The organism is Janthinobacterium sp. PLB04, assembly GCF_021165895.1.
Classification (GTDB): domain Bacteria; phylum Pseudomonadota; class Gammaproteobacteria; order Burkholderiales; family Burkholderiaceae_D; genus Janthinobacterium; species Janthinobacterium lividum.
This window is the reverse complement of sequence record NZ_CP088968.1, coordinates 5,060,084-5,086,944: the sequence shown is the minus strand read 5'-3', so window position 1 is coordinate 5,086,944 and position 26,861 is coordinate 5,060,084. Positions and strand designations below refer to the sequence as shown.

Sequence of the window (26,861 nt, the reverse complement as noted above, 5' to 3'; positions counted from 1 at the left end):
CGGTGGGAAGGTCAAGCGGAAGCGTTGCGGCGTTTTAATGGAGCAGGAAGTCGACGGCTTGCATGGGCGGCGGCACGTTTTCGTCCTGCACGGATTCGCGCAAGCTGATGTCGATGGCGCGGCACATGGCTGACAGCGGCAGATCGTTGGCATCTTCGCCGAACGGCTCCTCGATCTCGTCGCCCAGCGCATCGAGGCCAAAGAAGGTGTAGGCGACGATGGCGACGACGAAGGGCGTCATGAAACCGAGCGAATCGACGAGGCCGAAGGGCAGCAGGAAACAGTACAGATAGGCCGTGCGGTGCAGCAGCAGCGAGTACGAGAAGGGAATCGGCGTGCTGCGGATGCGCTCGCACGAGGCGCCTGCCGCTACCATGGCCGAGACCGTGTTATCGATCTGCGTGGCCAGGATGCTGTCGATGCGGCCTTGCGCGATGCAATCGGCCAGGTCGTGACCCATCTGCAGCATCAGGTAGTCGGACGGGTTCGCCGCCTTGCAGGCCGCTTCCCATTCGGCCGGGCGCAGCAGCGGCTGCAAGTCGGCCGGTCCGCGCGTGTCGCGCAGCTGGTGGCGCAGTGCATGGCAAAAGGCGATGGTACGGTAAATCATGCGCACGCGCACATCGTCCAGGCCCAGCCTTGCGTGGGCCGGCGTGTCGCTGCGTATCATCGTCTGGCACTGGCGCGAGAAATTACGGCTGCGCAAGACCAGTTCTCCCCACAGCTTGCGCGCTTCCCAGTAGCGGTCATAGGCGGCCGTGTTGCGAAAGCCCAGGAAGATGGCCAGTGGCAAGCCGATCAGGGTAAATGGGATGGTGGTGAGGATGACCTTGTGGTCGAACAAGGTGCCGTGGCACCAGGTGACGAGGGTGGCGATCAGGGTATTGACGATGAGCGTGGTGCGGATGCGCGGCAGGACGGAACCGCGCACCACGAGGAACAGCCGTAGCGCCGAAGGACGCTCGCGCACGATCATGCTGTACTCCCGGCTTGCAGCTGGGCTGGCGGGGAAACGCGCACCTGGTGATCGGTAAGAGGGGAAAGACAGAGTGGCAATTGCCGGGAACAAAAAGCCCGCGATATATGCGGGCTGAGCAGGGTGTGCATGGGAAGCAAAGTAGGGGAGACGGCATGAGTATAGGCCGCAGGCCCGCTTCCAGCCAATTCATAATGGCGATAGACGTTATTCATTTCATGAATGAATATTTCATTTGTAATTAAAATCTCTATAACGACTGAAACTACGGTCTCTTTTTTCGTCTTGGCCAGTCGCAATTGAGCAAGTCGCATGGGTCGCAGGAACAATGGTGGCAGTCCGGCGAAGGAATGTCGCAATCGCAAAAGCCCGCCTGGGCCAGGTGTCTGCCGCTACGCCGCGCCTGCGGGTGCAGTTCCCGATGCTGGCGATGGCGTTCGCCGCAGGCGCGCAAGCGCCGTTGCAGCAAGGGCAAGCCTGCGCGCAAGCCGTGGCGTGCAATCACCTTGTAGCCATAGGCGGAGCAACTGTCGCGCCCGGTCAGCACGCGGTAGGCGCAGGAAAACCCCTTCCAGGGCGACAGGTAGCGCTGATAGGCGCGTATGGTCCACAGGGCCAGGTGCTTGCCACAGGTATCGAGGGTAAAAATGATGCATCCTTTGCGATGGTCGTAAAGCCGTGTTTCGAGCATACGACAGGTGGCCCGAAATGCATAGCGTTGGGCCCGCATGAATTATCAATGTGACAAATGGAGAGAATTGCTCAGGTTGTGTCTGCTAGGCTGAATGAGCTATTTGGAAATATTTCCTAAAGCAAAAAATGTCATCCCGATAGCCGCCGCCAGGGGCATGGCCAAGCTTGTTTATCCTTCCTGTGAAAGTGATCTGCATGTTTACAGTTTCCAGCATCTGCCTCGCCACGTTGATCCTGTTGCAAGCGCCAACCGGCTGGGCTGGCCAGCCGGCGCCCCTGAGCCAGCAGCAAGCGCTGGCCGCGCAAATCGACGCCAGTATCGCTCCCTATTACAAGGCCACGGAACCTGGCGCCGTCGTCATCGTCGTCAAGGATGGACAGCCCCTGTTGCGCAAGGCGTATGGCCTGGCCAGCGTGAAGGATGGCCAGCCGCTGACGCCTGACATGTCGCTGCGCCTGGGGTCCATTTCCAAGCAATTCACGGCCGTCGCCATCCTGCTGCTGGCCGACCAGGGCAAGCTGGCCATCACCGATGACATCACGAAGTTCCTGCCCGACTATCCGACGCATGGCAAGAAAATCACGATCGAACAGCTGCTCGCGCATACGTCCGGCATCCACGACTACACAAGGAAGCCGGAATTTGTGCCCAACAGCACGAAAGACTTGAGCGTGGCGCAGATGATCGATTTCTTCAAGAACGATGCGCCCGACTTTGAGCCGGGCACGCAGTGGAGTTACAGCAGTTCCGGCTATTTCCTGCTGGGCGCCATCATTGAAAAGGCATCGGGCCAGCCGTATGCCACGTTTGTGGAACAGCAGATCTTCGTGCCACTGGGCATGTACGATACTGCCTATGAAGGCCACGAGCGCCGGCCGGCCAAGCGCGCGGCCGGGCATATCCGTTCGGGCGAGACCTATGTGCCGAACTTGCCCCTGAGCATGACGCAGCCGTATGCGGCCGGCGCGCTCGTGTCCACCGTGGATGACCTGGCGCGCTGGGACGCGGCCATCTCCGACGGCAAGCTGCTCAAGGCTTCCACCTGGCAGCAGGCGTTCACGCAGGCCAAGCTGAACGATGGCAAGGCGACCCGTTCCGGCTTGGGCTGGAAGGTGGGCACCTGGCAAAACACGCCCGTCATCCACCATAGCGGCGGCATCAATGGTTTTGCCACGTATGCGATGCGTTTGCCGAAGGAAAAAGTCTATGTGGCCGTGCTGGAAAACTCGGACACGGGCCTGGTCAATCCCGACGTGGTGGCGCGCAAGGCGGCGGCTGTCGCCGTGGGCCGGCCGTATCCCGAGATCAAGGTCATCACGCTCAAGCCCGCCATCCTCGATGCGTACGCGGGCGTGTACGCCATCAACGACAAGGCCGGCTATACGATCCGCAACTTTGAGGGCAACTTGCTGCTGCAGCGCACGGGCCGTCCCGCCCAGCGCATGCTGGCGTACTCGCCAAATGGCTTTCTGATCGAAAATACGCTCACCACTGCCGAATTCGAGCGGGGACCGAAGGGCGAGGCGCAGCTGATCCTCAATGACGGCGGCGAATCGAAGACGGTGCACGAACGCGCCAGCGCCGCCAAGCCGGCGCGTACGGTGGTCGCCATGACGACGGCGCAATTCGATGCCTACGTGGGCAGGTATGCGCTGGCGCCCGAGGTCTACCTGGAAGTGACGCGCGAAGGCGATAAATTCTTCGCCCAGGTGACGGGTTTCCGCAAGCTGGCCATGCTGCCGATGAGCGAGACGGCTTTCTTCTCGAATGAAGTCGATGCGGAAGTGCGTTTCAGCAAGGATGCCGACGGCAAGACGCAACAACTGGTGCTGCGCCAGGAGGGGCAGGATATGCCGGCCAAACGCGTGAACTGATCGCCGCAATACAGCGCATGCCTGCCGGCCAGTCGATACTGCCGGCAGGCATTATTTTTTCGTGTCCAGCCTGACCGATTCGCATTCTCAAGGCACCTGCTAAGTAAGGGAATCATTTCAGCAGTCCATTTGAGAGGCTTTACACCATGTCCGTTCGTCGCAAGCAGCGCTACTATATTTCTACACCGCAAATCCTTCCCATCGCCCGTGCCGTGTCGCTGGCCGTGTGCAGCCTGGCGCTGTACGCCGCCACGCCAGCCCTGGCGCAGGCGCAAGCGGCCAATGCCCAGCAGGCTGGCGCCATGCGCCTGGCCTACGACATTCCTGCCGGTCCGCTGGCCCCCGCGCTGCGCAGCCTGGCCAGTGCGGCGAATGTCTTGCTCAGCTACACGCCAGACCAGGCCAGCGGCAAGAGCACGGCCGGCCTGCAAGGCCAGTACACGCCGCAGGCTGCCCTGGCCGTCTTGCTGGCGGGTACGGGCTTGCAGGCGGTCGAACTGGAGGCGGGCAGCTACGTGCTGCGCGCCGCGCCTGCCGTGGCCAGCACGGCGCCCGACGCCGTCATGCCATTGATTTCCGTCATGGCAGCGGCTGACGCAGGCGAGGGCACGGTGTCGCGCGGCTATGTGCCCATCAGCGTGGCCGCCACCAAGATGGGCACGCCATTGCTCGAGACGCCGCGCGCCATTTCCGTTGTCACGCGTGAACAGATCAAGACGCAGGCCCCGAAAAGCATCGAACAGGCGCTGGCCTATACGGCGGGCGTGCTGACGGACGTGACGGGTGCCGACGTGCGCATGTCGGGCGCCACCATCCGCGGCTTCAGCGATGGCAGCTCGTACTACCAAGATGGCTTGAAGCTGCTGTCGGCGGGCAGTTATGGTTCGTGGAATAGCGAAATGGCAGATCTCGACAGCGTCGAAGTCATCAAGGGGCCCGCGTCCGTCTTCTACGGCCAGGGCCGCCCGGGCGGCATGATCAATGTCACTTCCAAGCTGCCGGATGCAGACCACGTCAATAGCGTGGGGTTTTCCGCGGGACGCTATCACCGCTATCAGATCAATGCCGACCTGGGCGGCGCTGTCGCGGGCAACGATGGCTTGCTGTACCGCGTCACGCTGACGGGCCGCGATGCCGACGATCGTCCCATCGAATCGAAGAACAACCGCGTTTCCATCTCGCCCTCGCTGCGCTGGGACATCTCGGCGCGCACCAGCCTGACCGTACTGGGCACATATTCGCAAGAGCGGGGCACGCCGAAGCCATGGTGGCCCAGCCTGTTTGTCCATCCGCAGATCAAGGACTTGCCCGTCAGCCGCACGGCGGGCGACCCGTCCTTCGACTATTTCGACCGCGATACGCGCGCCCTTGGCTATATGTTCGAGCATGCAACAGGGAATGGATGGAAGCTGACGCAAAATTTGCGCTATGCGACCATCAAGGTTGATTACCAGCATATCTACGCCATGGATTTGCTGCCTGACGGGCGCACGGCCACGCGCGGCAGCCTGGCGGAAAAAGTGGACGGCAAGACCTGGACGGTCGACAGCCGCGCGCAAAAGGACTTTCGCTGGGGCGAGATCGGGCACCGCTTCGTGGCGGGCATCGATTACCTGAAATACAAGGAAAACGATGGCCTGGGCTTTGGCTGGGACGTGCCGAACCTCGATATCCATGCGCCGGTCTACCATCAATCGATCGCCGCGCCGGGACTCGACTATACCGACACTGAACTCAAGCAGACGGGCATCTACACGTTGAACCAGTTCAAGCTGGGCGCATGGGTGGCGAATGCCAGCCTGCGCCACGACCGCGCGCGCAGCACGCAGCTCAATTCGGCGAGCACGCGCATCGACGACAATGCCACCACGGGCAGTGCCGGCCTGCTGTACCTGTTCGACAATGGCGTGGCGCCGTATGCCAGCTATGCCACCTCGTTCGACCCGGCCACGGGCCGCGACTTTGACGGCAAGGCTTTTCAGCCACGCAAGGGCAAGCAGGTGGAGCTGGGTATCAAGTACCAGCCTGCCGGCACATCGACCATGTTGACGGCATCGCTGTTTGATCTGACGCAAACGAATGTCACCACGCCGGATCCGCTGCACCCGCGTTCGTCACTACAGACGGGCGAGGTACGTTCGACGGGCGTGGAACTGGAAGGTACGTTCAAACCCTTGCCCGAGTTGAGCGTGCTGGCCGGCTATACCTATCTGGACCCGCGCACGACGAAGAGCAACCGCGACTACGAAATCGGCCGCCAGACCCTGCAGACGACGCGCCATGCGGCCAGTGTCTGGCTCGACTACCGGCCCATGGCCGTGCCCGGCCTGATGCTCGCTGGCGGCCTGCGCTACCGTGGCAGTTCACCCTACAATGGCGCGGCCAATGCGCTGTACATGAATGATCCGTACACCCTGGCCGATATCGCCGTGGCCTACGAAACGGCGCGTTACCGCCTGGCTATGAATATCGGCAATGTATTTGACAAGAAATACTTTGGCGGCATCTTCCGTGGCGCCGAACGCGAAGCCCTGCTGAGCCTGAAGGTGAATTTCTAGCTGTAGCAGGGTGTAAGCAGCTGGGGCTGTGCGATTACAGTCCCAGCGCGCGCCAGCAATACACGGCCAGTGCCGCCGCCCACGCCAGCAGGATCGCCAGTCCTGGCAGCAACAGCCATTTTGCTGCCGTCTCTTCCCACGTCACATACGGCTTGCCGCCGCGCGCGATGGCCAGCAGCGCCTGTCCCCCGTTCAAGCCGGCAAACGGCAACAGGTTCAAGGCGCACAGTTTCAACGAGAACAGGGCGAACGCCAGCGCAAAGCCGTGTGTGCGGGCAAACGCCTCTCCATTGCCCAGCAATTCCTGCGCCGTTGACAACGGTGCCAGCGCGCCGTGGACGATTTGCCCGAAGGCCGCGACAAAGCTGTCCCAGCCCGAGGCTCCCATGATGCCCAGCGACAATGCCAGCAGCAGCCCCACGCCGCTCAATGGCAGCAGCACCTGCTTCCACAGCGGCTGGAAGTTGTAGGCATCGAGGCAGGGATCGTCGTCATACAGTTCTTCTTCACGCGTATCTTTCAGTACCAAGCTGCCGGCCAGCGGCAGCAGCTTGACGTGGACTTTTCCCCAGGTCAGCACAGTCGGTCCCACGCCATAGCTGATGCTGCGCATCGTGATGCCGGACAGCCTGGCGCAGGCCGCCATGACGGAAATGTGGATGAACATGAAGAGGATGAAGCAGAGCAACAACTGAAAGGCGGGATGCATCGGGCTATGTGTCCAGAAGGAAAGGAGCGGTATTAGAACATGCCGCCATGAAAAGTCGCGCACATGAAAAAAGCCCCGCCTGCATCGCTGCAGCCGGGGCTTCGAATGACTGGGCAGCTCGCGCCGCCCGCTATCACTTACAGTACTTCGCTGGCGTGGTCGGCCAGGCGCGAGCGCTCGCCGCGGGCCAGGGTGACGTGGCCGCTGTGGGTCCAGCCCTTGAAGCGGTCAACCACGTAGGTCAGGCCGCTCGAGCCTTCCGTCAGGTACGGCGTGTCGATCTGCGCGATGTTGCCCAGGCACAGGATCTTCGTGCCGGGACCGGCGCGCGTGACGAGGGTCTTGACTTGCTTCGGCGTCAAGTTTTGCGCTTCATCAATGATGAGGAACTTGTTCACGAACGTGCGGCCGCGCATGAAGTTGAGCGACTTGATCTTGATGCGCGAGCGGATCAGGTCTTGCGTTGCCGCACGGCCCCATTCGCCGCCATCGGAGTCGGACTTGTTCAGCACTTCCAGGTTGTCGTCGAAGGCGCCCATCCATGGCGACATCTTTTCTTCTTCCGTGCCTGGCAGGAAACCGATGTCTTCGCCCACCGGTACCGTGACGCGGGTAACGATGATTTCATTGTAGAGCTTGGTTTCCAGCACTTGCGCCAGGCCGGCGGCCAGGGCCAGCAGGGTCTTGCCGGTACCGGCCTGGCCCAGCAGGGTGACGAAGTCGCATTCCGGATTCATCAGCAGGTTCAGCGCGAAGTTCTGCTCGCGGTTGCGCGCCGTCACGCCCCACACATTGTTCTTCGTATGGCTGAAGTCGCGCAGGGTTTGCAGCACGGCCGTCTTGCCGTTGATCTGTTTCACCTGGCCGTAGAACGGCGTTTCGCCGTTTTTCGGTTCCAGGTAGATGAACTGGTTGACCAGCAGCGACGGGATGAACGGGCCCGTCACTCGGTAGAACGTCGAGCTGTAGCCGTTCTTGCTTTCCTGCCACGATTCCATGTCCTTGCCGTGCTTGTTCCAGAAATCGTCCGGCAATTGCACGATGCCCGAGTACAGCAAGTCCGTGTCTTCCAGCACATGGTCGTTGAAGTAATCTTCGGCCGGCAAGCCCAGGGCGCGCGCCTTGATGCGCATGTTGATGTCTTTCGACACCAGCACGACAGGGCGGCCTTCCTGTTCCGATTCCAGCGAGCGCACGACGGCGAGGATCTGGTTGTCGGCCTTGCCCACTGGCAAGCCAGCCGGCAAGTCGGCGCTTTGCAGGCGCGTCTGGAAGAACAGACGGCCCTTGGCATCCTTGTTGCCCAGCTTGGACAACAGGATGCCGTGTTCGATGGCGTCGTCATCCGTGTTGCTGATCAGGGCGTCGAGCGTGCGCGAGACCTGGCGTGCATTGCGCGCCACTTCCGTCATGCCCTTTTTATGGTTGTCCAGCTCTTCCAGGGTCATCATCGGCAGGTACACATCGTGTTCCTCGAAGCGGAACAGCGAGGATGGATCGTGCATCAGCACGTTCGTGTCGAGCACGAACAGCTTGCTGATGCCGCGCTGGTCGGCGGCGCGGCTGGCGGACGACTTGAGCTGCACTTCGACAGCCTTGTGCTTGGCCGGATGTGGCTGCTCGGCTTGCTTGACGGGCTTGATCGGCGTGACCTTGCCTTTTGCCGCCGGCTTGGCTTTCGCTGCAGGCGCAGCAACGGCGGCAGGCGCGGCCGCGACCGGCGCCGGTGCAGCAACGGCTGGCGCCGGCTTGGCGACCATCAGGGCCGCCACTTGCTTGATCTTCGTGGCCGCATTGCGGACCGGCTTGGCAACTTCGGCGATCGCCGCTTCAATAATCGGTGCAGCCACTTTCTTGGCTGCCGGGGTTTTGGTGGCCGGGCGCGCTGCGCCTGCGGTTGGGTAATCTTGGGTGGCCAGGATGGTGGCTGGCTTGCTCGGTAATTTTGGCAGTGGCATCAGGATCTCAATCAAAAAATTTCTGGAATGAATCGCCCATGGGCAGCCAGCTTCTGGCGGCACTTCTCATGGGGTGGATGCGGGGGAACAACAATGCTACAGGACGAGTAACTGCCGGAAGGCCGGCAGCATGGCCGGTCATGGACGCCATCGACGGGCTGCATGCCCGCCTGGCGGAGTGGATGGAGGCGCTTCGTTGACTCAAAATGGCGATAGGTACCGTGAACTGAACTGCGGTTGAACCAGGCTCGCTGGAAGCCGACAACGCGCATTGGATCAAAAATGGACGATCAATTCAGATGCGCTACGAATTCCAGCACTTCTTCCACGTGAGTTGCGACCTTCACGCCTCTCCATTCTTTCACCAATCGGCCCTGGGCGTCAATCACAAACGTACTGCGCTCGACGCCACGGACCGTCTTGCCGTACATCTGTTTCATCTTCATGACGTTAAACAGCAGACAAACGGCTTCGTCCGGGTCGGAAATGAGCTCGAACGGCAGTTCCAGCTTGGCTTTGAAACTTTCGTGCGAGCGCAGGGAATCGCGGCTGATGCCGTAGATTTCCACGCCGGCTGCGACGAATTGCGAATACGCATCGCGGAAGGCGATGTTTTCCGTGGTGCAGCCAGGGGTGTTGTCCTTCGGATAGAAAAACAGCACCGTGGCCTTGGCCGGGCGGCCCAGCAACTGAAAGGTCTTGCCGCTGGTCATGGCGGCGCTAAAGTCGGGTATGCTAACGAGGGATTGGCTATCAGCCACAGGTTCTCTCCTGAACGGTGATCATCAGCGCTGTTTTTAATCTGGCAACGCATCCAGGTGCAACAATACAGCATTCAGGCCGCTTTGCCCTGCACAATCAGGCGTCCCGAACGGCCTGGCAACTCATCCCAGGTGACGGGACAAACGGGCAAGTCCGTATTTTTTATCTTTTCATAATAATCGCCCATCGCTGCAAACTGGTAGCCCTGGGCTTTCCAGCCAGCCAGCAGTTGTTCGAAAATGGGGGCGAGTTTCTGTCCTTCAAGTTCCGCATGCAAGGTATATACGTGATCGCGGGGATTATCCGCCGTCAGCGACAATATATGCGCGGCAACATTGCTCGTTGTGATCAGTTTGCCGTCGATTTCGCAGCCCAGCAATTCATCCAGGGTGGGCAGGGTGGTAGGCAATTGCACGCATTGCAGGATGGTGTTGCCGTTGCGCACGCGGTGTGGGCCATTGCCAGGATGCACCATGGCGCCGCGTGCGTCGAGCATGGCGCGGCCATCGGAGGCAAAGCGGTAGCTGGCCGTGTCGTGTTCGACAAAGGCGCTGACATTCATTTGCCAGCCGGCCGCGCCGTGCGTGTGCGGCTTGGCGCCAAACACCTGTTCGTAGCGGTTGGCGGCCTTGCGCATCATGTTGATGGTCCAGGCGGCGTTGCGCTTGGCCACGTTGTCTTGCCACAGGGTGTGATCCCAGGTGTGGATGCCGCACTCGAAACCGGCATCGCGCACGGCGCGCAATTGCGCCGCGCACAGCTTGCCGATATCGGGTCCCGGCAGCAAGGTGCCGTACATCAATGTTTTCAAGCCGTAGTGTTCGACCACCGAGGTGCGCGACACCTTGCTGAAAAAGCCGGGCCGCAAGGCGCGCCGCAGGGCCCAGCCCGTGTGGTCGGGGCCCAGCGAGAACAGAAAGGTGGCCTTGGCCTGGTGCGCGGCCAGCATGCGCACCAGATTGCCCATGCCTTCACGGGTACCGCGATAGGTATCGACGTCGATTTTCAGGGTCAGGAACGGCTTGCTCAACATTAATCCATCAGGGCTTTGGCTTGGGCTACCTGGCTGCGGTAGGCGTCGAAAATATTGCGCAGGGAATCGGCCATGGTGGTGGCCGGCGCCCAGCCCAGCTCTTCGCAGGTATTCGTGATTTTCGGCACGCGGTTTTGCACGTCCTGGTAGCCGGCGCCGTAGTAGGCGCCCGAGGTCGTTTCCACGATTTTCACGTGTTTCGCGCCTTCGGCGTATTCCGGGTATTCGGCGGCCAGGGTCAGCATCATGCCGGCCAGGTCGCGGATCGAATAGTTATTGATCGGATTGCCAATGTTGTAGATCTTGCCGCTGGCGATGCCGTTTTTGTTGGCGATGATGCGCATCAGCGCATCGATGCCGTCGTCGATGTAGGTGAACGCGCGTTTTTGCGCGCCGCCGTCGACCAGCGAGATGTTCTCGCCGCGCACGATATGGCCGAAGAATTGCGTCACCACGCGCGAAGAACCTTCTTTTGGCGTGTGGATCGAGTCCAGGCCGGCGCCGATCCAGTTGAATGGACGGAACAGGGTGAAGTTCAAGCCTTCCATGCCGTAGCCCCAGATCACGCGGTCCATCAGCTGCTTGGCGTTCGAATAGATCCAGCGCGGCTTGTTGATCGGGCCGCAGATCAGTTCCGAGTTTTCCGGATCGAATTCCTCGTCATGGCACATGCCATACACTTCCGAGGTCGACGGGAAGACCAGGTGCTTGCCGTACTTGGCGGCCGAGCGGACGATGGGCAGGTTGGCTTCGAAGTCCAGTTCGAAGACGCGCAGCGGCTGCTTGACGTAGGTCGATGGCGTGGCGATGGCCACCAGCGGCAGGATCACGTCGCACTTCTTGACGTGGTACTCGACCCATTCCTTGTTGATCGTGATGTCGCCTTCGAAGAAGTGCATGCGCGACTTGTAGTTGTCATCTTCCAGCAATTCCGTGATGCGGTCCGTGTTCATGTCCATGCCGTAGACATGCCAGTCGGTGGTTTCCAGGATGCGCTTGGACAGGTGGTGGCCGATGAAGCCGTTGACGCCTAAGATGAGGACTTTTTTCATGTGAGATTCTCTTGAGTGATATCAGTGTGTGCTGACGCGGGTGGTCAGACTTGCTTGCAATTGCTGAGCCGAAATCGGCTCCCCGGCAGCCCTCAGCGCGGAAATGGCCAGCATGCGGCCGTCTCCGCAGACGCCAAAGATGCAATTATCCACTACCGCCAAGCCCGGTGGCAAACTTCCTGCGGAATGCTTGCTCAAGCGGGCTTTTTCGATGGTGTAAATGACATCATTGACTTCGGTGAAGGCGCCGGGATAGGGCGGCGCGACGGCCCGGTGCAGGTTGTACACCTGCTGCGCGGGTAACTTCCAGTCGATGCGGCCGTCTTCCGGCTTGCGCCCGCCAAAGTAGCCGCCCTGGCGCAAATCGTTGAGCTGGCGTGGCGCCGTGCCATCCAGCAAGGCCGGCAGCACGTTCCACAGGGTTTGTTCCGCCGCCACGGTGACCTTGCCGAAGACTTCGAAGGCCGTGTCATCGGGCAGGATGGGCACGGCCGTTTGCGCGACGATGGCGCCGGCATCAGGCTTGACCGTCATTTCATGCAGGGTGGCGCCCGTTTGCGGGGCGCCATGCAGCACGGCCCAGTTGACGGGCGCGCGGCCGCGGAACTGCGGCAGCAGCGAGCCGTGCATATTGTAGGCGGGCGCGACTTCCAGGATGCTGGCGGGCAGCATGTGGCGGTAGTAAAAGCTGAACAGCATGTCCGGCGCTGCCGCCTGCACCTGCGCCAGCAGCTCGGGCGCGCGCGGATCGCCGGGCGTGATGTACGGGATGCCTTCGGCCTGGCACAGGCTGGCGACGGACTCGAACCACAGGTTTTCCGTGGCGCTGTCTTCGTGCGTGACGACCAGGGCGATATCGACGCCTCCGGCCAGCAGCACCTTGATGCAGCGCACGCCCACATTGTGGTAGCCGAAGACGACGGCGCGCGGGGCGCCCATCAGCGGCCCACCTGGCGCTTTTCCAGGCGCACGTACGATGGCGCCTCGGCTTCCGCCTGGGCCATGCCGTCCTGCAAGATGGTTTGCACCACGTAGCGGGGACGGGCGCGCACTTGCTGGAAGATGCGTCCCACGTATTCGCCCACGAGGCCGATGCCGAACAGGATCACGCCCATCAGGAAGAAGGCGATGGCGAACAGGGTGAACACGCCCTGCGCCTCGGCGCCGAACAGGAAGCGGCGCGCCAGCAGATAGATCACCAGCAGGGCCGAACTGAGTGACAGCAGCATGCCCAGCATCGAAAAGATTTGCAGGGGAATCAGCGAAAAGCCCGTGACCAGGTCGAAATTGAGGCGGATCAGGCTGTACAGCGAGTATTTCGACTCGCCGGCCGAGCGTTCCTCGTGCTCGACGGTAATTTCCGTGGGCTTGCGGGCAAACGTGTAGGCCAGGGCGGGAACGAAGGTGTTGACTTCGGCGCACTGGTTGACCAGGTCGATCACGTTGCGGCCATACGCGCGCAGCATGTTGCCCTGGTCTGTGATCTTGATGTTGGTGATGCGCTCGCGCAGCCGGTTCATCATCTTCGACGCCAGGGTGCGCCAGGCGGAATCTTGCCGCTTGCGCCGGATCGAGCCCACGTAATCGTAGCCTTCGCGCATCTTTGCCACCAGGTTGCCGATTTCTTCGGGCGGATTCTGCAGGTCGGCATCGAGCGTGACCATGATTTGCCCGCGCGAAGCTTCAAAGCCGGCCAGGATGGCCATGTGCTGGCCATAATTGCCGTTGAACAGGACTACGCGCGTGACGTCGGGGCGCTGGCGGAACTGTTCCGCCAGGATGGCCACCGAATTGTCGCGGCTGCCATCATTGACAAAGATGATCTCGTAGCTCGTCTGCAGGGCATCGAGGGCCGGATACAGGCGGGCGAACAGGCTGGCCAGGCCATCCTGCTCGTTGTAGATTGGAATGATAATGGACAGTTCAGGTTTCATCGGCGCGCTGCTCATTTGATGAGAATGGATTTGACGGTGGCGACGGCGCGTTCCACGTCCTGTGTCGTCATGGCGTAGAACATCGGCAAGGTCACGGTCAGGCGGCCGATCTTTTCCGAGACGGGGAACATGCCTTCGGTAAAGCCGCGTTCGCGGTACATGGTAAACAGGTGGATCGGTGCGTAATGATAGCCCGTTCCCACGTTCTGCTGCGCCATTTGCTGCATGAAGGCGGCACGCGTGCCGGGGCCATTGTCGGGCAGGATGATCTGGAACAAATGCCAGTTGCTGTTTTCAAAGTCCTGCACGGGCAGCTGGGCGCCGCTCTGCGCTTCGAAATCGCTGCCGAATTGCGCGAAATAGTGGCGTGCCAGCGCGCGGCGGTGGGCCGTGATCGCGTCGATATTGGCGAACTGGCCCAGGCCGATGGCGGCCATGATGTCGCTCATGTTGTATTTGCCGCCCAGTACATCGACGTCGATGCCGTCGACGCCGCTGCGCGTGACGCCCTGCAGCCGGTATTTCTCGGCCAGCTTCGCTTCTTCCAGATTGTTGAGGACGAGGCAGCCGCCTTCACCCGTGGTGATGTTCTTGTTGGCCTGGAAGCTGAACGAGACGAAGTCGCCAAACGCGCCGATGCGCTTGCCCTTCCAGGTGGAGCCGAACGCTTGTGCCGCGTCTTCCACGACCCTTAAATTGTACTTTTCTGCGATCGCGTACAGGCGGTCCATGTCGACGGGCAAGCCGGACAGGTAGACGGGGATGATGGCCTTCGTACGGGGGGTGATGGCCGCTTCCAGCTTGTCGAGGTCGATATTCCGCGTGACGGGATCGATGTCCGCAAACACGGGCGTGGCGCCCACTTCGATGATGACGTTGGCCGTCGCTACCCACGACACGGGCGTGGTGATGACTTCATCGCCGGGGCCGATGCCGGCGATGCGCAGCGCGATTTCCATGGTGCACGTGCCCGAATTGAAGGTGCGCACGGGACGCCCGCCGAAATACTCGGACAGCTGGGCTTCGAATGCCTGCACTTTCGGGCCGCTGGTGATCCAGCCCGAGCGCAGCACTTCGCCGACGGCGGCGATGGTCGCTTCATCGATGGTGGGTTTGGAAAATGGCAAAAAGGGCAGGGTAGAGGTCATGGGGCGCAGTTCTTGGATCTGTATTGTGTCAGGGTGTCGGCGTTGCCGAGGCTGCCAGTGCGGTGAATGGCCGCTGGCAGGCATGGCTATTTTATATCGTCAGTACGGCGGCGCAGCCGGTTCAGCGGTGAAAAATCCTGCTGATGCGGGGGCGGGGCAAGCTGGCCGGGGGCGCGATCCATGCTGCCTCGCGCCCCTTTAAACATTTATTTGTTGGCAATGACCATGCGGCGCGCATCCTTGGCAATGACACGCATGGGCACGCCACGTTCCTGCAATTCCTTGTAACGGTACAGGCTGATAATGGCCATGTCGCGCACGCCGGCGTTGGCATCGTTCGTCCATTGCGTGATGAAAGTCTCGATGCTCGGGATGGACAGCTCGGGCTGCTGTTTCAGGCCAAACGTGAACTCATCCCAGTAATCGACGAGGATCACTGGCCGCTGCAGGTAGTACGTCAGCGACTGTTCATAGATGCCGACCGAATAGAGCTTGGTATCGACCGTCAGTTCGGCCTGGATCTGCGGCAGCATGTCGGTGCCCGCGCGGTTCTGGCCATACAGTTCGGAGCCGGCCAGGATGCAGTGCGTGGCCAGGAAGCCGGCGCCAGCGATGGTCAGCACCGTCATGTCGCGGCGCAGCTGGCGCGCATGCAGCAAGGCCAGGGCGCCACCGGCCAGGGCGAAGAAGCCGGCCGCCATCAGCCATGGCTGGTATCCCTTGAGCGCGATCAAGGCTTCCGCGTCGCGCGCGCTGGCCTTGCCAAAGGCGATCGGTCCGCCGATCAGGACGGCCGCGCCCAGCACGCACAGCAGGCCGGCGGCCAGCATGCGCTGGCGGCGCGAGGCCGATTCCAGGTACAGCGCCACCAGCAGGGCCAGCGCCGGGAAGATGGGCACGATGTAGCCAGGCAGCTTCGAGGTCGAATAGCTGAAGAAGAAGAAAATGAAGACGGCCCAGACCAGCAGCATCAAGCGGGGCTGGAAGGCGCCTTCCTGGCGCTGGAAGGCGGCGGCCAGGCTTTGCGGCAGTACGCCTATCCACGGCAGGATGCCGGGAATGAGCAGCACCAGGAAGTAATACCAGGCGCCTTCGCGCTTGTGGCCCTTCATCAGGAAGCGCTGGAAATGCTCATGGATGAAGAAGAAGTGCGGCTGTTCCGGATTGCGCAGGGCGACCAGCACGAACCAAGGCGTGGCGATGGCAAAGAACACCAGCAAGCCCTTGACCAGATGCAAACGCGTCCAGATGCGCCAGTCGCGCGCGCACAGCGAATACAGCACCAGCACGGCGCCCGGCAGCACGATGCCGATCAGGCCCTTGGCCAGCACGGCCAGCGCCATGGCGGCCCAGCAGGCCAGCATCCAGTTGCGCCGTTCAAGCGCCGTGGCGTCGTCGCGCTGGGCGATCAGCAGGCTGCCCATGGTGAGGGTCATCATGCCCGACAGGCCCATGTCCAGCGAATTGATCTGGCCGGAAGCGAGCCAGAACAGGCTCGACGCCAGCACCAGGCCGGCATACAGCCCCACGCGCGGGCCGAACACTTTCTTGCCCGCGTAGGCCGTCATGCACACGCCGATGATGCCGCACAGGCCCGTCCACAAACGGGCTTGCCATTCGCCCAGGCCGAAGGCGGCGAAGGTCAGCGCATTCATCCACGTTTGCAGCGGCGGTTTTTCAAAGTACTTGATGCCGTTCAGGCGAGTGGTGATCCAGTCGCCCGTGACGAACATTTCGCGCGCCATCTCCGCGTAGCGGCCTTCGTCGGGCGGCACCAGGGTGCGCACGCCCAGCGCATACAGGGTGACGACGATGAAGATGCCCAGCAGCGACCACATCAGCACCCGCGACGAGTGCAGCTCGTTGACATTGATTTTCATGCGGCCTTGCCTGCAGCCGGGGCCAGGATCAGTGCCAGGGTGACTTTGCGGCCTTCGCCCATGAGGATATTGTAGGTGCGGCAGGCAGCCTGGCTATCCATGCATTCGACGCCGATGCGGCGCATGGTCAGCGCGGCCGTCAGCTTCGGGTGCACGAAGCGCTGGCGCTCGCCCGTACCGAGGATGACCACGTCGGGCGCATCGGCCAGGATTTGCGCGAAATGCGCCTCGTTCAGCTGTTCGAAACTGTCCACCTCCCACGCCCGCGGGGGCATTTCCGGCATGACGATCAGACTGTAGTTATACGGCTGGGCATTGATCTCGACGCCGTTTTCGTCATAGCCGGTGACAGTCTGGTATTGTTGGGTGCTGCTGGCATGGAGTTTCATGGCGATATCGGGGGCTGGTCGTGTCGGTTGATCGGTGCGCGCGCGGCCAAATTGCGTGCCGCGGCCAAGGGCGTAAGCATGCCATAAATGACAGAAAAGAGCGACTGAAAAGCAACATCCTTTCCAAATTGCAATGTTCGGCGCCACAGTGGCGATGCCTGCTTTCGCCATGGTAATGCTGCAAGATTAAGGGAAGATGAAGATGGCGCCTGCCCGATTGTCGTCCGGAGGCGCCGGCGTGGCAGAATCGGCGTCAAATGCTGGGGTTGGCCATGTTTAATTTGATAAAATGGCCTGTTTTCGGCGAGAATGGTTGTTTTCGCCTTGCAGTCTTTCGCATTGCAGTTTCACGGGTTCATAGTTCTGGCGCGGCTATCATGCTGCAAGTTCTGGTCACCGCGCCGCATCACGACAGGGATTTATTTTGCGACCGATTCAGAAATCGAATAAATTGGCGGACGTCTGCTACGACATCCGCGGCCCGGTCCTGGAAAAATCCAGGCAAATGGAAGAAGAAGGCCACAAGATCACCAAGCTCAATATCGGCAACCTGGCCGTATTCGGCTTCGATCCGCCCGACGAGATCGTGCGCGACATGATGCTCAATCTGCAGAACGCGGCCGGCTATACGGATTCGAAAGGCATGTTCGCGCCGCGCAAGGCCGTCATGCACTACACGCAGGGCAAGAATATCGCCGGCGTCACCATCGATGACATATACCTGGGCAATGGCGCTTCCGAACTGATCGTCATGTCGATGAACGCCCTGCTCAACAGCGGCGATGAAGTGCTGGTGCCGGCGCCCGATTACCCGCTGTGGACAGCCGCCGTCAGCCTGTCGGGCGGCAATCCCGTGCATTATGTGTGTGACGAGCAGAACGAGTGGTATCCCGACATCGAGGACATGCGCCGCAAGATCACGCCGCAAACGAAAGCCATCGTCGTCATCAACCCGAACAATCCCACGGGCGCGCTGTACCCGGTTTCCGTGCTGCTGCAGATCGTCGAACTGGCGCGCCAGCACCAGCTGATCATTTTCGCCGACGAGATCTACGACAAGGTGCTGTACGACGAAGCCGAGCACGTGTCGATCGCCTCGCTGGCCGACGACGTGCTGTTCATCACCATGAACGGCCTGTCGAAAAATTACCGCTCCTGCGGCTACCGTTCCGGCTGGATGGTGGTCTCGGGCGAAAAACGCCACGCAAAAGATTACATCGAAGGCCTCAACATGCTGGCCTCGATGCGGCTATGCGCCAACGCGCCGGGGCAATTTGCCATCCAGACGGCGCTTGGCGGCTACCAGAGCATACAAGACCTGGTGGGGCCCGGCGGGCGCCTGTTGAAACAGCGCGATCTGGCGCACAAGCTGCTGACCGATATTCCGGGCGTCACCTGTGTCAAGCCGAAGGCCGCGCTGTACATGTTCCCGCGCCTGGACCCGGAGATCTACCCGATCGCCGACGACCAGCAGTTTGCCTATGAATTACTGGCCGAAGCCAAGGTCCTGATCGTGCAGGGCACGGGGTTCAACTGGATCGCGCCCGACCATTTTCGTGTCGTCTTCCTGCCCAACTCCGATGACCTGACCGAGGCCATGGGGCGCATTGCGCGCTTCCTCGAAGGTTGCCGCAAGCGTCACGGCCGGGGCTGAATCAGCCAGCAGCAATCTCGATCAACCTGGCGCCGCCCAAGGGGGCGCCACTTATGAGCAGTCAAGCACAACTATGAAATCCATCAAGATCGGCCTGCTGGGCCTGGGCAATGTCGGTTACGGCACGTTCAGCGTCCTGAAACGTAACCAGGAAGAAATCAAGCGCCGCGCGGGCCGCGGCATTGAAGTCGTCGCCGTCGCCGTGCGCGACGTGGCGCGCGCCGAAGCGCTGGTCGCCGGCGGCTGCAAGGTCGTCAATGACCCGATGCTGATCGTCAACGATCCCGAGATCGACATCGTCGTCGAACTGATCGGCGGCTACGACCTGTCGAAAACCCTGGTGATGCAGGCGATTGCCAACGGCAAGCATGTGGTCACTGCCAACAAGGCCCTGCTGGCCGTGCACGGCAACGAAATCTTCGCCGCCGCCCAGGACAAGGGCGTGATGGTGGCCTTCGAAGCGGCCGTCGCCGGCGGCATCCCCATCATCAAGGCGCTGCGCGAAGGCTTGACGGCCAACCGCATCGAATGGATCGCCGGCATCATCAACGGCACCACCAATTTCATCCTGTCCGAGATGCGCGACAAGGGCCTCGATTTCGCCACCGTGCTGAAACAGGCACAGGAACTGGGCTATGCGGAAGCCGATCCCACCTTCGACATCGAAGGCGTGGACGCCGCGCACAAGGCCACCATCATGTCGGCCATCGCCTTCGGCATCCCGGTGCAGTTCGACAAGGCTTACGTGGAAGGCATCAGCAACCTCAATGCCGTCGATATCCGCTACGCCGAGCAACTGGGCTACCGCATCAAGCTGCTGGGCATCACCAAGCGCGCCACCGTCAATGGCGTGGAAGGCATCGAGCTGCGCGTGCATCCGACCCTGATCCCGGCCAAGCGCCTGATCGCCAACGTGGAAGGCGCCATGAATGCGGTGCTGGTGCATGGCGACGCCGTCGGCGCCAGCCTGTACTCGGGCCGCGGCGCGGGCGCCGAGCCGACCGCCTCGTCGGTGATCGCCGACCTGGTCGACATCACCCGCCTGGCCACGGCCGACCCGGAACACCGCGTGCCGCACCTGGCGTTCCAGCCGAACGCGATGACCGATATCGCGATCTTGCCGATGTCGGAAATCACCACCAGCTACTACCTGCGCATGCATGTGGCCGACCAGCCGGGCGTGCTGGCCGACCTGACGCGCATCCTGGCCGAACGCGGCATCTCGATCGATGCCATGCTGCAAAAAGAGCCAGCCGAGGGCGAGACGCACACGGACATCATCATGCTGACGCACCTGACGCAGGAAAAGAACGTCACGGCCGCCATCGAGAAGATGGAAGCGTTGAACAGCGTGGTGGGCACGGTGACCAAGATCCGCCTGGAAAACCTGAGCTGAGCGTTTTCAGCGAGCCATGCAAAACGGCGCCCGCGGGCGCCGTTTTTTCATCCGATGGCGGTCTTAATGCTGCGGCACGTCGGGCGCGCCGACGGGGCCTACATCCATGCCGTCATAGCTGGCCAGCTGATTGTCCTGCGCAAACGCCATCAGTTCGCCATTGCGCGCGTGCAGACTGTCGACGCCATGCACTTCGGCCTTTTCCACGTGCAGCACCCACACGGGCGGTGCTGCCGGATCGTCGAGTTCCGGCTGGTACAGTTCCACCGGGCGGTAGCCCTGCAGCGCCAGCAGGGTGGCGGCCTGCTCCAGCGGTTCGGACGCCGGGTTGGTGAAGTAATAGCCCCACAGCAGCGGCTGGGACAGGTCCCATGGCGCGTTCTCGGCGATATTGGCAAACAGTTCGCTTACATCTTCTTTGGTCATCATGGCGGTGCCTTCCTTAAAATCTCAGGGCGCGATCTTAGCATCCATGCCGCCTGCTTACCATTCACCCATAAAAAAACCGGCTGCATGGCCGGTTTTTTTTATCAGCCGCTAACAACGGCTTGATTCTGATTCGCGCGAGCGTGAATTAGAACTTGTAGCGCAGGCCGATCGACAGCAGGTCGGCTTTCAGTTTCATGCCATCCTGGCTCATCGTTTTGCCGAAGTTTTCATATTCAGCAACGGCCGACAGGTTTTTATTGAAGTTATAAGCAGCACCGATGCCAAACAGGGCAGCGGTTTTGTTTTTCGATTCGCTGGCGCTGAAACCGATCAGGTTCAATTTAGCTTTGGTGTGGTTTTGAGTAACGCCAACTTTTGCAAACAGCGAGAATTCAGCGTTCAGTGGCAAGGTGCCGGTGGCGGCTGCGTAGATTGCGCTGGTTTCCATGCTCAGCGATTCCTTGCCTTCGCTTTCTTTCAGTTTGCCGAAATTGACATAACCGGCTTCCGCGCCGAAGTTAGGCGTGAAGTCGTAACCGGCATAAACTTTAAAACCGGTTTTGTTTTCTTTGCCCGAAGCGACATCGCCCGACAATTTCAATTCCGAACGGCCGGCATTCGCGCCGACATAAATGTTTTCAGCTTGTGCAAACAAAGGGAATGCCAGAGCGGCGCCGACGACTACTGCAAACAATTGCTTTTTCATATTAATCCTAGATAATTAATGCGGAGAGACTGTCTCGCCGCTTAATGGGAGCCGAATTGTATAGGGGAAAATATGTTTATGTAAGGCAATTATTTAAAAAATATTACAAATAAAATACGCGTTGTTTTTTTGTGACACCAATCGCGAAAAAAATAGCCGTACTGGCCATCCGGCGGCGCCATGCACCAGGCAGTGGCGCTGTGTTACGGTTGGCGTATCGTCGCAATCAAGGCGCGCAGCCCGGCCGAGACATGGCGGTGGCCCGGATAGTACAGCGCCAGGCCCGGCATGCCGGGGCACCAGTCGTCGAGTACCCGTTCCAGCCGTCCATCGCGTAACGCATCGAGCGCCAGGTGTTCGGGCACGAAGGCGATGCCGATGCCGTCGATGGCGGCATCGACCATCAGGGGCTGGTCGGTCAGGGTGAGGGGGCCGGTGACATTGATCGTTTCGACAGCGCCCCGATGTTCGAATTCCCAGCGGTAGATCGCCCCGCTGTCGAAGCGAAAGCGGATGCAGTCGTGCCGCAGCAGGTCCTGCGGCACGCCGGGGCGGCCGTGTGCGGCGAAATAGGCGGGCGCGGCCACCGCTGCGAAGCGCACCGTGTCGGTCAGCCGTATCATTACCATGTCCTGCGGCACGGCCTCGACCAGCCGTATCCCCGCGTCGAAGCCGCCGGCGGTGATATCGCTGAGCTTGCCATCGGTGACGATATCGAGATGCACTTGCGGGTAGCTGCGCAGGAAGCGCGCCAGTACCGGCCGCAGGATCATGCGGATCGCGCCCTCGCTGGCATTGATGCGTACCGTGCCGCTGGGCGCCGCGCGCTGCTCATCGACTTCCCCGATCGCCTCGGCGATCGACGACAGGGCGGGCCGCAGCCGGGCCGCCAGCCGTTCGCCCGCATCGGTCAGCGACACGCTGCGGGTGGTCCTGTTGAACAGGCGTATGCCCAGCCGCTGCTCCAGGGTCTTCACCGAATGGCTGATGGCCGATGGCGTGACGTCGAGTTCCACCGCTGCCGCACGGAAGTTGCAATGCCTGGCCGCCGCCAGGAATACATTCAGCGTAAAGAGGTCCGTGCCATTCAATTGATGAGTGTTGCTCATTGGTGTGTAAAGAATTGTGGAGATAGTTTTGCTAATCAGTGTCTCATATACTGAATGAACTGACAACTTTGGAGGAACCCATGTCCACACACGGCAATTATCTGCCCGAGAAGGTGACGTTCAAATCGCACGGCGACGATGTGGTCGGCGTGCTCTACCGCCCCAAGGGCCAGGGGCCATTTCCCGTCGTCGTGATCCTGGGCCCTTATTCGTTTTCCAAGGAGCAGGCGCCGACCCAGTACGCCACCCGCCTGGCCGACGAGGGCTTTGCCGCGTTGGCCTTCGATCCGCGCACAGTGGGCGAGAGCGGCGGCATGCCGCGCCGGCTGGAAAACCCGCAGATGAAAAATGAGGATGTGGTGGCGGCGCTCGACTACCTGCTGGCCCGCGATGATGTGGACCCGGCGCGCGTCTTTCTGCTCGGCGTGTGCCAGGGCGGTCCAGAGATGCTCGACATCGCCTCGTATGAAGACCGCGTCAAGGCGGTTGCCTCGGTCACCGGCTATTACCGCGACCGTGAAACGGACCTGTTCATGATCGCCGCCGGCGTCACCGAGAATCCTTTCGACGTCGCCAGCGCACCGACGACGGCCCAGCTGGAAGCCTTGCTGGCGGCGCGGCTCGAGCGCGCCCGCGCCGCCAGGGCCGACTACGCGGCGAACGGCACGGTCGTATACCAGCCGCTGGTTTCTCCCGATCTGGGCGATCCGGTTGCCGGATCGAATGCCGGCTTGCCGGGGCCTCTCGTGTGGAGCTGGTATGGACCGTGGACGCTCAAAGGGTGGGATAACCGCTACGCCATCATGAGCGATCTCGATCACTTCGCCTATACCACCGTGCCTGGCGTGGCCAGGCTCAAAAAGCCGGCCCTGGTCGTGCATTCCGATACCTGCATGAACCCGGCGTCCGCGCGGCGGCATTTCGAGTCGATTCCGACGGAAGACAAAAAGCTGATCTGGGAAAACGGCACGCATCACTTCCAGTACTACGAGCAGCCCGACGTGGTGGACCGTACCGTTGGCCATGCCGCCGACTGGTTCCGCACGCACGGAGCCTAGCGGCCAGCACCGCCCGGCCGTCCTGGCCGGGCGCCGCCCTTCATGCGGCACCGCTGAAATGCACGCTGACCTTCAGTCCATGTCCGTTCGCCGCCGTCGCCAGTTCCAGCCGGGCGCCGTGCAGGGCCGCGATGTCGCGCACGATGGCCAGGCCCAGCCCGGCGCCGCCAGGATTGCTCTCGAGCGCCGCGCCGACCCGGTAGAACGGCGTCAACACGCGCTCGCGCTCGGCCGGCGGGATGCCCTTGCCGCTGTCTTCCACTTCCAGCACGGCGCCGTGTTCGTGTCCGTTCCCCGCCTGCGCCGCGCGCACGCGCAGGATCACGCTGCCGCCCTGCGGCGTGTAGCGCAGGGCGTTGTCGACCAGGTTGGCCACCAGTTCATGCAGCAGCAGGGCCTGGCCATGCACGGATGCCTCGTCGGGCGCTTCCAGCGACAGGTCGATATGTTTGGCGACTGCGGTCATGGCCATTTCCAGTCCCACCTGCTGCGCCACGTCGCGCAGCGCGACGGTATCCATCGCCAGATTCTCGCCGCCATGCTCGATGCGCGCCAGGGTCAGGAGGCGGTTGGCCAGCAGCACGGTCGAATCGGTGGTGGCGGCGATCGAGCGCACGATGTCGCGCAGGGCGGCGATGTCCGGCGGCGCTCCCGCCTGGCGGTCGCACTCGCGCATGGCCAGTTCGGCCTGGGTTTTCAGCACCGTCAGCGGCATGCGCAACTGGTGCGAGGCGTCGGCGATGAAGCGACGCTGGCTGGCGATCAGCTGCTGCAGGCGCGACATGGAGCCGTTCATGGCACTGACCAGCGGGCGCATTTCCTTGTGTACCAGCGTGGGATCGACGTCGGACAAATCGGACAGGGTGCGCGTCTCGACTTCCGTTTTCAGGCGCATCAGCGGACGCAGCACCAGGCGCACGGCAAACCACACGAGGGCGCCCATCACCAGTATCATCGCCGCCTGCCAGATCAGGGTGTCGAACAGGATCTGGTTCGACAGGCCGCGCCGCGCGTCCAGCGTCTCGGCCACCTGGATCAGGGCGATGCCGCGCATCGAGTCGTCATACACGGGTTGCAGCAGGGCGGCGATGCGGATCGGCTTGCCGTGGTAGTCGGCGTGGTAGAAGCGCACCAGGGCAGGATAGTTCTGCGAGCGTGGCACGTTTTTCGGCACGGGCGGCAAGTCGCCATAGCCTGACACCAGCTCTCCATTGATGCCCGTCACCTTGTAGTAGATGCGGCCCAGGGTGTCGGTCTCGAAGCTGTCGAGCGCCACGTAAGGCACTTCGGCGACGACCTTGCCGCCGACGATGGAGACGCGCTCGGCCAGCGCCCGCGTCGATGCCAGCAAGGAGCGGTCATAGGCCATGTCGGCCGCGTCGAGCGCGTTGCGGTAGACAAAAACGGCATCGAGCAGCACCAGCATCACCAGCGGAATGAGCAGCCAGCGCAGCAGCTGGCTGCGCAGGCTGCCCAGCGGCCGGCTCTGCGCCCAGCGCCGGCGCAGGCGTTCGAGCAGCGGCAGGCGTGGGGAGCGCACGGTCATTTTGGCGCGGCCGGCGCCATCGCGCTGCGCGGCTGCAGCAGGTAGCCGATGCCGCGCAGGGTGGTGATGACGGCGCCGTCGGGCGAGCCGCTTTCCACGCCGTTCTCGAGTTTTTTGCGCACGCGGTGGATATACAGTTCGATGGCGTCCAGGTTGGCGTCGTCGGCCAGCGCAAAGACTTCGTCAAACAGCTTTTCCTTCGACACGGCCCGCCCCGAGCGCGTGATCAGCGCTTCGAGCACCGCGTGTTCGCGCGGCGTCAGGGCCAGCGCCGCGCCGCCATAGCTGAACATGCGCGTGACGGTGTCGAAACTGAGGGCGCCGCAGGTGTGCACGAGTGCCTCGTTGCCCTGGCTGCGGCGCAGCAGGGCTTTCACGCGCGCTTCCAGTTCGGCCAGCTCGAACGGCTTGGCCATGTAATCGTCCGCGCCCAGGTTCAGGCCCTGCACTTTTTCATCGAGGCCGCCGCGCGCAGTGAGTATCATGACGGGAGTCTTGCCGCGCGTGCCGCCGCGCGCGCGCAGGCGGCGCAGCACGTCCAGGCCATCCATCTTCGGCAGGGTCAGGTCGAGCAGCACCAGGGAATATTCCTGCGTATGCAGCAGGGCGTCGGCATCGGCGCCGTTGTGGGCGGTCTCCACCGTCAGGTGCGCGTCGCGCAGGGCCTTTGCCAGCCAGTGCGACAGCTCCAGATGGTCTTCCACTAATAATATGCGCATGGTCTCCGCCATTCGTTTGAATTGGTGCAGTGTAAGCCTGCCGGCGCCGCGCCGACAGGGGCGGCGATGAATATGTTTGCCCGCCTTGTGGCTGGCGGACGACACCTGTCAGTCTGAAAGCGAATTGAAAGGATCGCGCTCATATAGTGTGATCCTGATTCATGAAAATGATCAGGCATATCACTAATAACTATATCTAAGGGAGACACTCTACATGAAGAAAACTGCATTCTCGCTGGCCGCCATGGCGCTACTCGCCGCAGCCGGCAGCGCCCACGCCCAGTCGAACGTCACCCTGTACGGTCGCCTAGACGCCGGCATCAGCAACACCAGCAACGCTGGTCCGAACAAAAGCTCGATGACGCAAGTCAGCTCGGGCGGCATGAACACCTCGCGCTGGGGCATCCTGGGCAGCGAAGACCTGGGCGGCGGCCTGAAGGCCGTCTTCAATCTGGAAGGCGGCATCCTGGTCGACACGGGCGCCGCCGACGGCGCGCTGTTCAAGCGCCAGGCCAACGTGGGCCTGGAAGGCGCGTTTGGCCGCGTCGTGCTGGGACGCTCGTTCACCACCGTGTATGACTTCGTGCTGCCATTCGATCCGATGGCCTATGCGCCGTTCTACTCTTGGGCCACCTCGGCCCACGCGACGGGTCCGAGCAAATACGGCATGACGACGGCCTTCGACAATATGGTCAAGTATTCGGGCAAGACGGGCGACTTCAGCTACGGCGCATCGTACGGCTTCGGCGAACAGTCGACGGGCAATTCGGACAGCGCCAAGCTGTCCACGGCCGTCACCTACAAGACGGGTCCCGTCAGCCTGCTGGCCACGTATGAACAGGTGAACGGCAACACCATCGCCGGCGGCGCGCGCGACAAGACCACCGTCTACCACCTGGGCGCCATGTATGACGACGGCCCGTGGAAAGTGCAGGCGGCGGCGCGCGACTACAAGCTCGATCCGGCTGCCGCCGGCAAGGCCGACGTGCGCGGCACCCTGTACTGGGGCGGCGTCAGCTACAAGACCACGCCGGTCGTCACCCTGACGGGCGTGATCTACTACCAGGACGTGAAGAAGGTGGCCGCCAACCTCGATGCCGATCCGATCATGTACGTGGCGCGCGTGCGCTATGCCCTGTCCAAGCGCACCGACCTGTACGTGGCCGGCGCCTACGCCAAGGCCAAGCACAAGCAGCTGGTCAGCCTGTCGCGTGACGATGCCGGTTTTGGCGACACGCAGCGCGGCCTGATCGCCGGCATCCAGCACCGCTTCTAAG

Annotated in this window: 23 protein-coding genes; 6 read left to right on the top strand and 17 right to left on the bottom strand. The window is 61.8% G+C overall.

The annotated features are described in order from the left end of the window. Positions 1-34 precede the first annotated feature (34 nt). Entirely contained in the window at positions 35-976 is a 942-nt protein-coding gene (locus LSO07_RS22490) for a bestrophin family protein (RefSeq protein WP_034788620.1), read from the bottom strand. A 265-nt stretch (positions 977-1,241) separates the two neighbouring features. After that, positions 1,242-1,667: a membrane protein insertion efficiency factor YidD gene (gene yidD, locus LSO07_RS22485; RefSeq protein ID WP_151096612.1), complete on the bottom strand. Its 426-nt coding sequence runs from the start codon at positions 1,665-1,667 to the stop codon at positions 1,242-1,244. A 197-nt stretch (positions 1,668-1,864) separates the two neighbouring features. On the opposite strand from yidD, the gene LSO07_RS22480 reads away from it, so the two are divergent. Together LSO07_RS22480 and LSO07_RS22475 are read left to right on the top strand one after the other, a co-directional pair. Further along, positions 1,865-3,544 carry a serine hydrolase gene (locus tag LSO07_RS22480; RefSeq protein ID WP_151096611.1) on the top strand — a complete coding sequence of 560 codons (1,680 nt, stop codon included), beginning with the start codon at positions 1,865-1,867 and terminating at the stop codon, positions 3,542-3,544. A 146-nt stretch (positions 3,545-3,690) separates the two neighbouring features. Next, positions 3,691-6,102: a TonB-dependent siderophore receptor gene (locus LSO07_RS22475; protein WP_225317389.1), complete on the top strand. Its 2,412-nt coding sequence runs from the start codon at positions 3,691-3,693 to the stop codon at positions 6,100-6,102. 34 nt (positions 6,103-6,136) lie between these two features. On the opposite strand, the gene LSO07_RS22470 is transcribed toward LSO07_RS22475, so the two are convergent. From LSO07_RS22470 to LSO07_RS22425, 10 genes are all read right to left on the bottom strand, one after another. Continuing rightward, a complete protein-coding gene (locus tag LSO07_RS22470) occupies positions 6,137-6,811 on the bottom strand; it encodes a site-2 protease family protein (RefSeq protein WP_151096610.1) in 675 nt (224 codons plus the stop codon). 137 nt (positions 6,812-6,948) lie between these two features. Beyond that, positions 6,949-8,769 carry a PhoH family protein gene (locus tag LSO07_RS22465; protein ID WP_034785467.1) on the bottom strand — a complete coding sequence of 607 codons (1,821 nt, stop codon included), beginning with the start codon at positions 8,767-8,769 and terminating at the stop codon, positions 6,949-6,951. A 290-nt stretch (positions 8,770-9,059) separates the two neighbouring features. Further along, positions 9,060-9,482, bottom strand: a complete 423-nt coding sequence (locus tag LSO07_RS22460; RefSeq protein WP_217916808.1) for a peroxiredoxin — start codon at positions 9,480-9,482, stop codon at positions 9,060-9,062. A gap of 122 nt (positions 9,483-9,604) precedes the next feature. Beyond that, positions 9,605-10,564, bottom strand: coding sequence for a polysaccharide deacetylase family protein (locus LSO07_RS22455; RefSeq protein ID WP_151096609.1), 960 nt, complete (start codon positions 10,562-10,564; stop codon positions 9,605-9,607). Continuing rightward, the gene (locus LSO07_RS22450) at positions 10,564-11,616 is read right to left on the bottom strand and encodes a bifunctional UDP-4-keto-pentose/UDP-xylose synthase (RefSeq protein WP_151096608.1); all 1,053 of its coding nucleotides are present in this window, start codon (positions 11,614-11,616) and stop codon (positions 10,564-10,566) included. The genes LSO07_RS22455 and LSO07_RS22450 overlap by 1 nt, the downstream gene beginning before the upstream one ends. Positions 11,617-11,637: 21 nt before the next feature. Further along, entirely contained in the window at positions 11,638-12,555 is a 918-nt protein-coding gene (locus tag LSO07_RS22445; protein ID WP_151096607.1) for a formyltransferase, read from the bottom strand. Then, on the bottom strand, positions 12,555-13,550 hold the full coding sequence (locus tag LSO07_RS22440; RefSeq protein WP_034785511.1) for a glycosyltransferase: 996 nt from the start codon (positions 13,548-13,550) through the stop codon (positions 12,555-12,557). Before LSO07_RS22440 ends, LSO07_RS22445 begins: the two co-directional genes overlap by 1 nt. Before the next feature lie 11 nt (positions 13,551-13,561). Continuing rightward, positions 13,562-14,698 (bottom strand): DegT/DnrJ/EryC1/StrS family aminotransferase, encoded by a 1,137-nt coding sequence (locus LSO07_RS22435; protein ID WP_070260552.1) that lies wholly within the window; start codon positions 14,696-14,698, stop codon positions 13,562-13,564. 206 nt (positions 14,699-14,904) lie between these two features. Next, on the bottom strand, positions 14,905-16,578 hold the full coding sequence (locus LSO07_RS22430; RefSeq protein ID WP_151096606.1) for a glycosyltransferase family 39 protein: 1,674 nt from the start codon (positions 16,576-16,578) through the stop codon (positions 14,905-14,907). Next, on the bottom strand, positions 16,575-16,967 hold the full coding sequence (locus LSO07_RS22425) for an Mth938-like domain-containing protein (protein ID WP_070260554.1): 393 nt from the start codon (positions 16,965-16,967) through the stop codon (positions 16,575-16,577). Before LSO07_RS22425 ends, LSO07_RS22430 begins: the two co-directional genes overlap by 4 nt. Before the next feature lie 424 nt (positions 16,968-17,391). Here LSO07_RS22425 and LSO07_RS22420 point away from each other — a divergent pair, with 424 nt between their 5' ends. After that, positions 17,392-18,621 (top strand): pyridoxal phosphate-dependent aminotransferase, encoded by a 1,230-nt coding sequence (locus LSO07_RS22420; protein ID WP_151096605.1) that lies wholly within the window; start codon positions 17,392-17,394, stop codon positions 18,619-18,621. A 73-nt stretch (positions 18,622-18,694) separates the two neighbouring features. Further along, complete coding sequence (locus LSO07_RS22415) at positions 18,695-20,017, top strand: homoserine dehydrogenase (protein WP_151096604.1); 1,323 nt, start codon at positions 18,695-18,697, stop codon at positions 20,015-20,017. Positions 20,018-20,080: 63 nt separating this feature from the next. On the opposite strand, the gene LSO07_RS22410 is transcribed toward LSO07_RS22415, so the two are convergent. From LSO07_RS22410 to LSO07_RS22400, 3 genes are all read right to left on the bottom strand, one after another. Then, positions 20,081-20,446, bottom strand: coding sequence for a ribonuclease E inhibitor RraB (locus LSO07_RS22410; RefSeq protein WP_151096603.1), 366 nt, complete (start codon positions 20,444-20,446; stop codon positions 20,081-20,083). 145 nt (positions 20,447-20,591) lie between these two features. After that, positions 20,592-21,152, bottom strand: a complete 561-nt coding sequence (locus LSO07_RS22405; RefSeq protein WP_034785479.1) for an outer membrane beta-barrel protein — start codon at positions 21,150-21,152, stop codon at positions 20,592-20,594. 203 nt (positions 21,153-21,355) lie between these two features. Continuing rightward, a complete protein-coding gene (locus LSO07_RS22400; RefSeq protein WP_151096602.1) occupies positions 21,356-22,261 on the bottom strand; it encodes a LysR family transcriptional regulator in 906 nt (301 codons plus the stop codon). 80 nt (positions 22,262-22,341) lie between these two features. Here LSO07_RS22400 and LSO07_RS22395 point away from each other — a divergent pair, with 80 nt between their 5' ends. Then, a complete protein-coding gene (locus LSO07_RS22395; RefSeq protein ID WP_151096601.1) occupies positions 22,342-23,319 on the top strand; it encodes an alpha/beta hydrolase in 978 nt (325 codons plus the stop codon). A 40-nt stretch (positions 23,320-23,359) separates the two neighbouring features. On the opposite strand, the gene LSO07_RS22390 is transcribed toward LSO07_RS22395, so the two are convergent. Beyond that, positions 23,360-24,865, bottom strand: a complete 1,506-nt coding sequence (locus LSO07_RS22390; RefSeq protein WP_151096600.1) for a sensor histidine kinase — start codon at positions 24,863-24,865, stop codon at positions 23,360-23,362. Beyond that, positions 24,862-25,584, bottom strand: coding sequence for a response regulator (locus tag LSO07_RS22385; protein WP_035827948.1), 723 nt, complete (start codon positions 25,582-25,584; stop codon positions 24,862-24,864). The genes LSO07_RS22390 and LSO07_RS22385 overlap by 4 nt, the downstream gene beginning before the upstream one ends. Before the next feature lie 214 nt (positions 25,585-25,798). Here LSO07_RS22385 and LSO07_RS22380 point away from each other — a divergent pair, with 214 nt between their 5' ends. Then, the gene (locus LSO07_RS22380; protein ID WP_151096599.1) at positions 25,799-26,860 is read left to right on the top strand and encodes a porin; all 1,062 of its coding nucleotides are present in this window, start codon (positions 25,799-25,801) and stop codon (positions 26,858-26,860) included. Position 26,861: the final 1 nt, after the last annotated feature.

Bases quoted from the DNA above. Each gene is read 5' to 3' on its own strand.
- LSO07_RS22490 (WP_034788620.1), bottom strand. From the start codon at position 976: ATGATCGTGCGCGAGCGTCCTTCGGCGCTACGGCTGTTCCTCGTGGTG.
- yidD (WP_151096612.1), bottom strand. From the start codon at position 1,667: ATGCTCGAAACACGGCTTTACGACCATCGCAAAGGATGCATCATTTTT.
- LSO07_RS22480 (WP_151096611.1), top strand. From the start codon at position 1,865: ATGTTTACAGTTTCCAGCATCTGCCTCGCCACGTTGATCCTGTTGCAA.
- LSO07_RS22475 (WP_225317389.1), top strand. From the start codon at position 3,691: ATGTCCGTTCGTCGCAAGCAGCGCTACTATATTTCTACACCGCAAATC.
- LSO07_RS22470 (WP_151096610.1), bottom strand. From the start codon at position 6,811: ATGCATCCCGCCTTTCAGTTGTTGCTCTGCTTCATCCTCTTCATGTTC.
- LSO07_RS22465 (WP_034785467.1), bottom strand. From the start codon at position 8,769: ATGCCACTGCCAAAATTACCGAGCAAGCCAGCCACCATCCTGGCCACC.
- LSO07_RS22460 (WP_217916808.1), bottom strand. From the start codon at position 9,482: ATGACCAGCGGCAAGACCTTTCAGTTGCTGGGCCGCCCGGCCAAGGCC.
- LSO07_RS22455 (WP_151096609.1), bottom strand. From the start codon at position 10,564: ATGTTGAGCAAGCCGTTCCTGACCCTGAAAATCGACGTCGATACCTAT.
- LSO07_RS22450 (WP_151096608.1), bottom strand. From the start codon at position 11,616: ATGAAAAAAGTCCTCATCTTAGGCGTCAACGGCTTCATCGGCCACCAC.
- LSO07_RS22445 (WP_151096607.1), bottom strand. From the start codon at position 12,555: ATGGGCGCCCCGCGCGCCGTCGTCTTCGGCTACCACAATGTGGGCGTG.
- LSO07_RS22440 (WP_034785511.1), bottom strand. From the start codon at position 13,550: ATGAAACCTGAACTGTCCATTATCATTCCAATCTACAACGAGCAGGAT.
- LSO07_RS22435 (WP_070260552.1), bottom strand. From the start codon at position 14,698: ATGACCTCTACCCTGCCCTTTTTGCCATTTTCCAAACCCACCATCGAT.
- LSO07_RS22430 (WP_151096606.1), bottom strand. From the start codon at position 16,578: ATGAAAATCAATGTCAACGAGCTGCACTCGTCGCGGGTGCTGATGTGG.
- LSO07_RS22425 (WP_070260554.1), bottom strand. From the start codon at position 16,967: ATGAAACTCCATGCCAGCAGCACCCAACAATACCAGACTGTCACCGGC.
- LSO07_RS22415 (WP_151096604.1), top strand. From the start codon at position 18,695: ATGAAATCCATCAAGATCGGCCTGCTGGGCCTGGGCAATGTCGGTTAC.
- LSO07_RS22410 (WP_151096603.1), bottom strand. From the start codon at position 20,446: ATGATGACCAAAGAAGATGTAAGCGAACTGTTTGCCAATATCGCCGAG.
- LSO07_RS22405 (WP_034785479.1), bottom strand. From the start codon at position 21,152: ATGAAAAAGCAATTGTTTGCAGTAGTCGTCGGCGCCGCTCTGGCATTC.
- LSO07_RS22400 (WP_151096602.1), bottom strand. From the start codon at position 22,261: ATGAGCAACACTCATCAATTGAATGGCACGGACCTCTTTACGCTGAAT.
- LSO07_RS22395 (WP_151096601.1), top strand. From the start codon at position 22,342: ATGTCCACACACGGCAATTATCTGCCCGAGAAGGTGACGTTCAAATCG.
- LSO07_RS22390 (WP_151096600.1), bottom strand. From the start codon at position 24,865: ATGACCGTGCGCTCCCCACGCCTGCCGCTGCTCGAACGCCTGCGCCGG.
- LSO07_RS22385 (WP_035827948.1), bottom strand. From the start codon at position 25,584: ATGCGCATATTATTAGTGGAAGACCATCTGGAGCTGTCGCACTGGCTG.
- LSO07_RS22380 (WP_151096599.1), top strand. From the start codon at position 25,799: ATGAAGAAAACTGCATTCTCGCTGGCCGCCATGGCGCTACTCGCCGCA.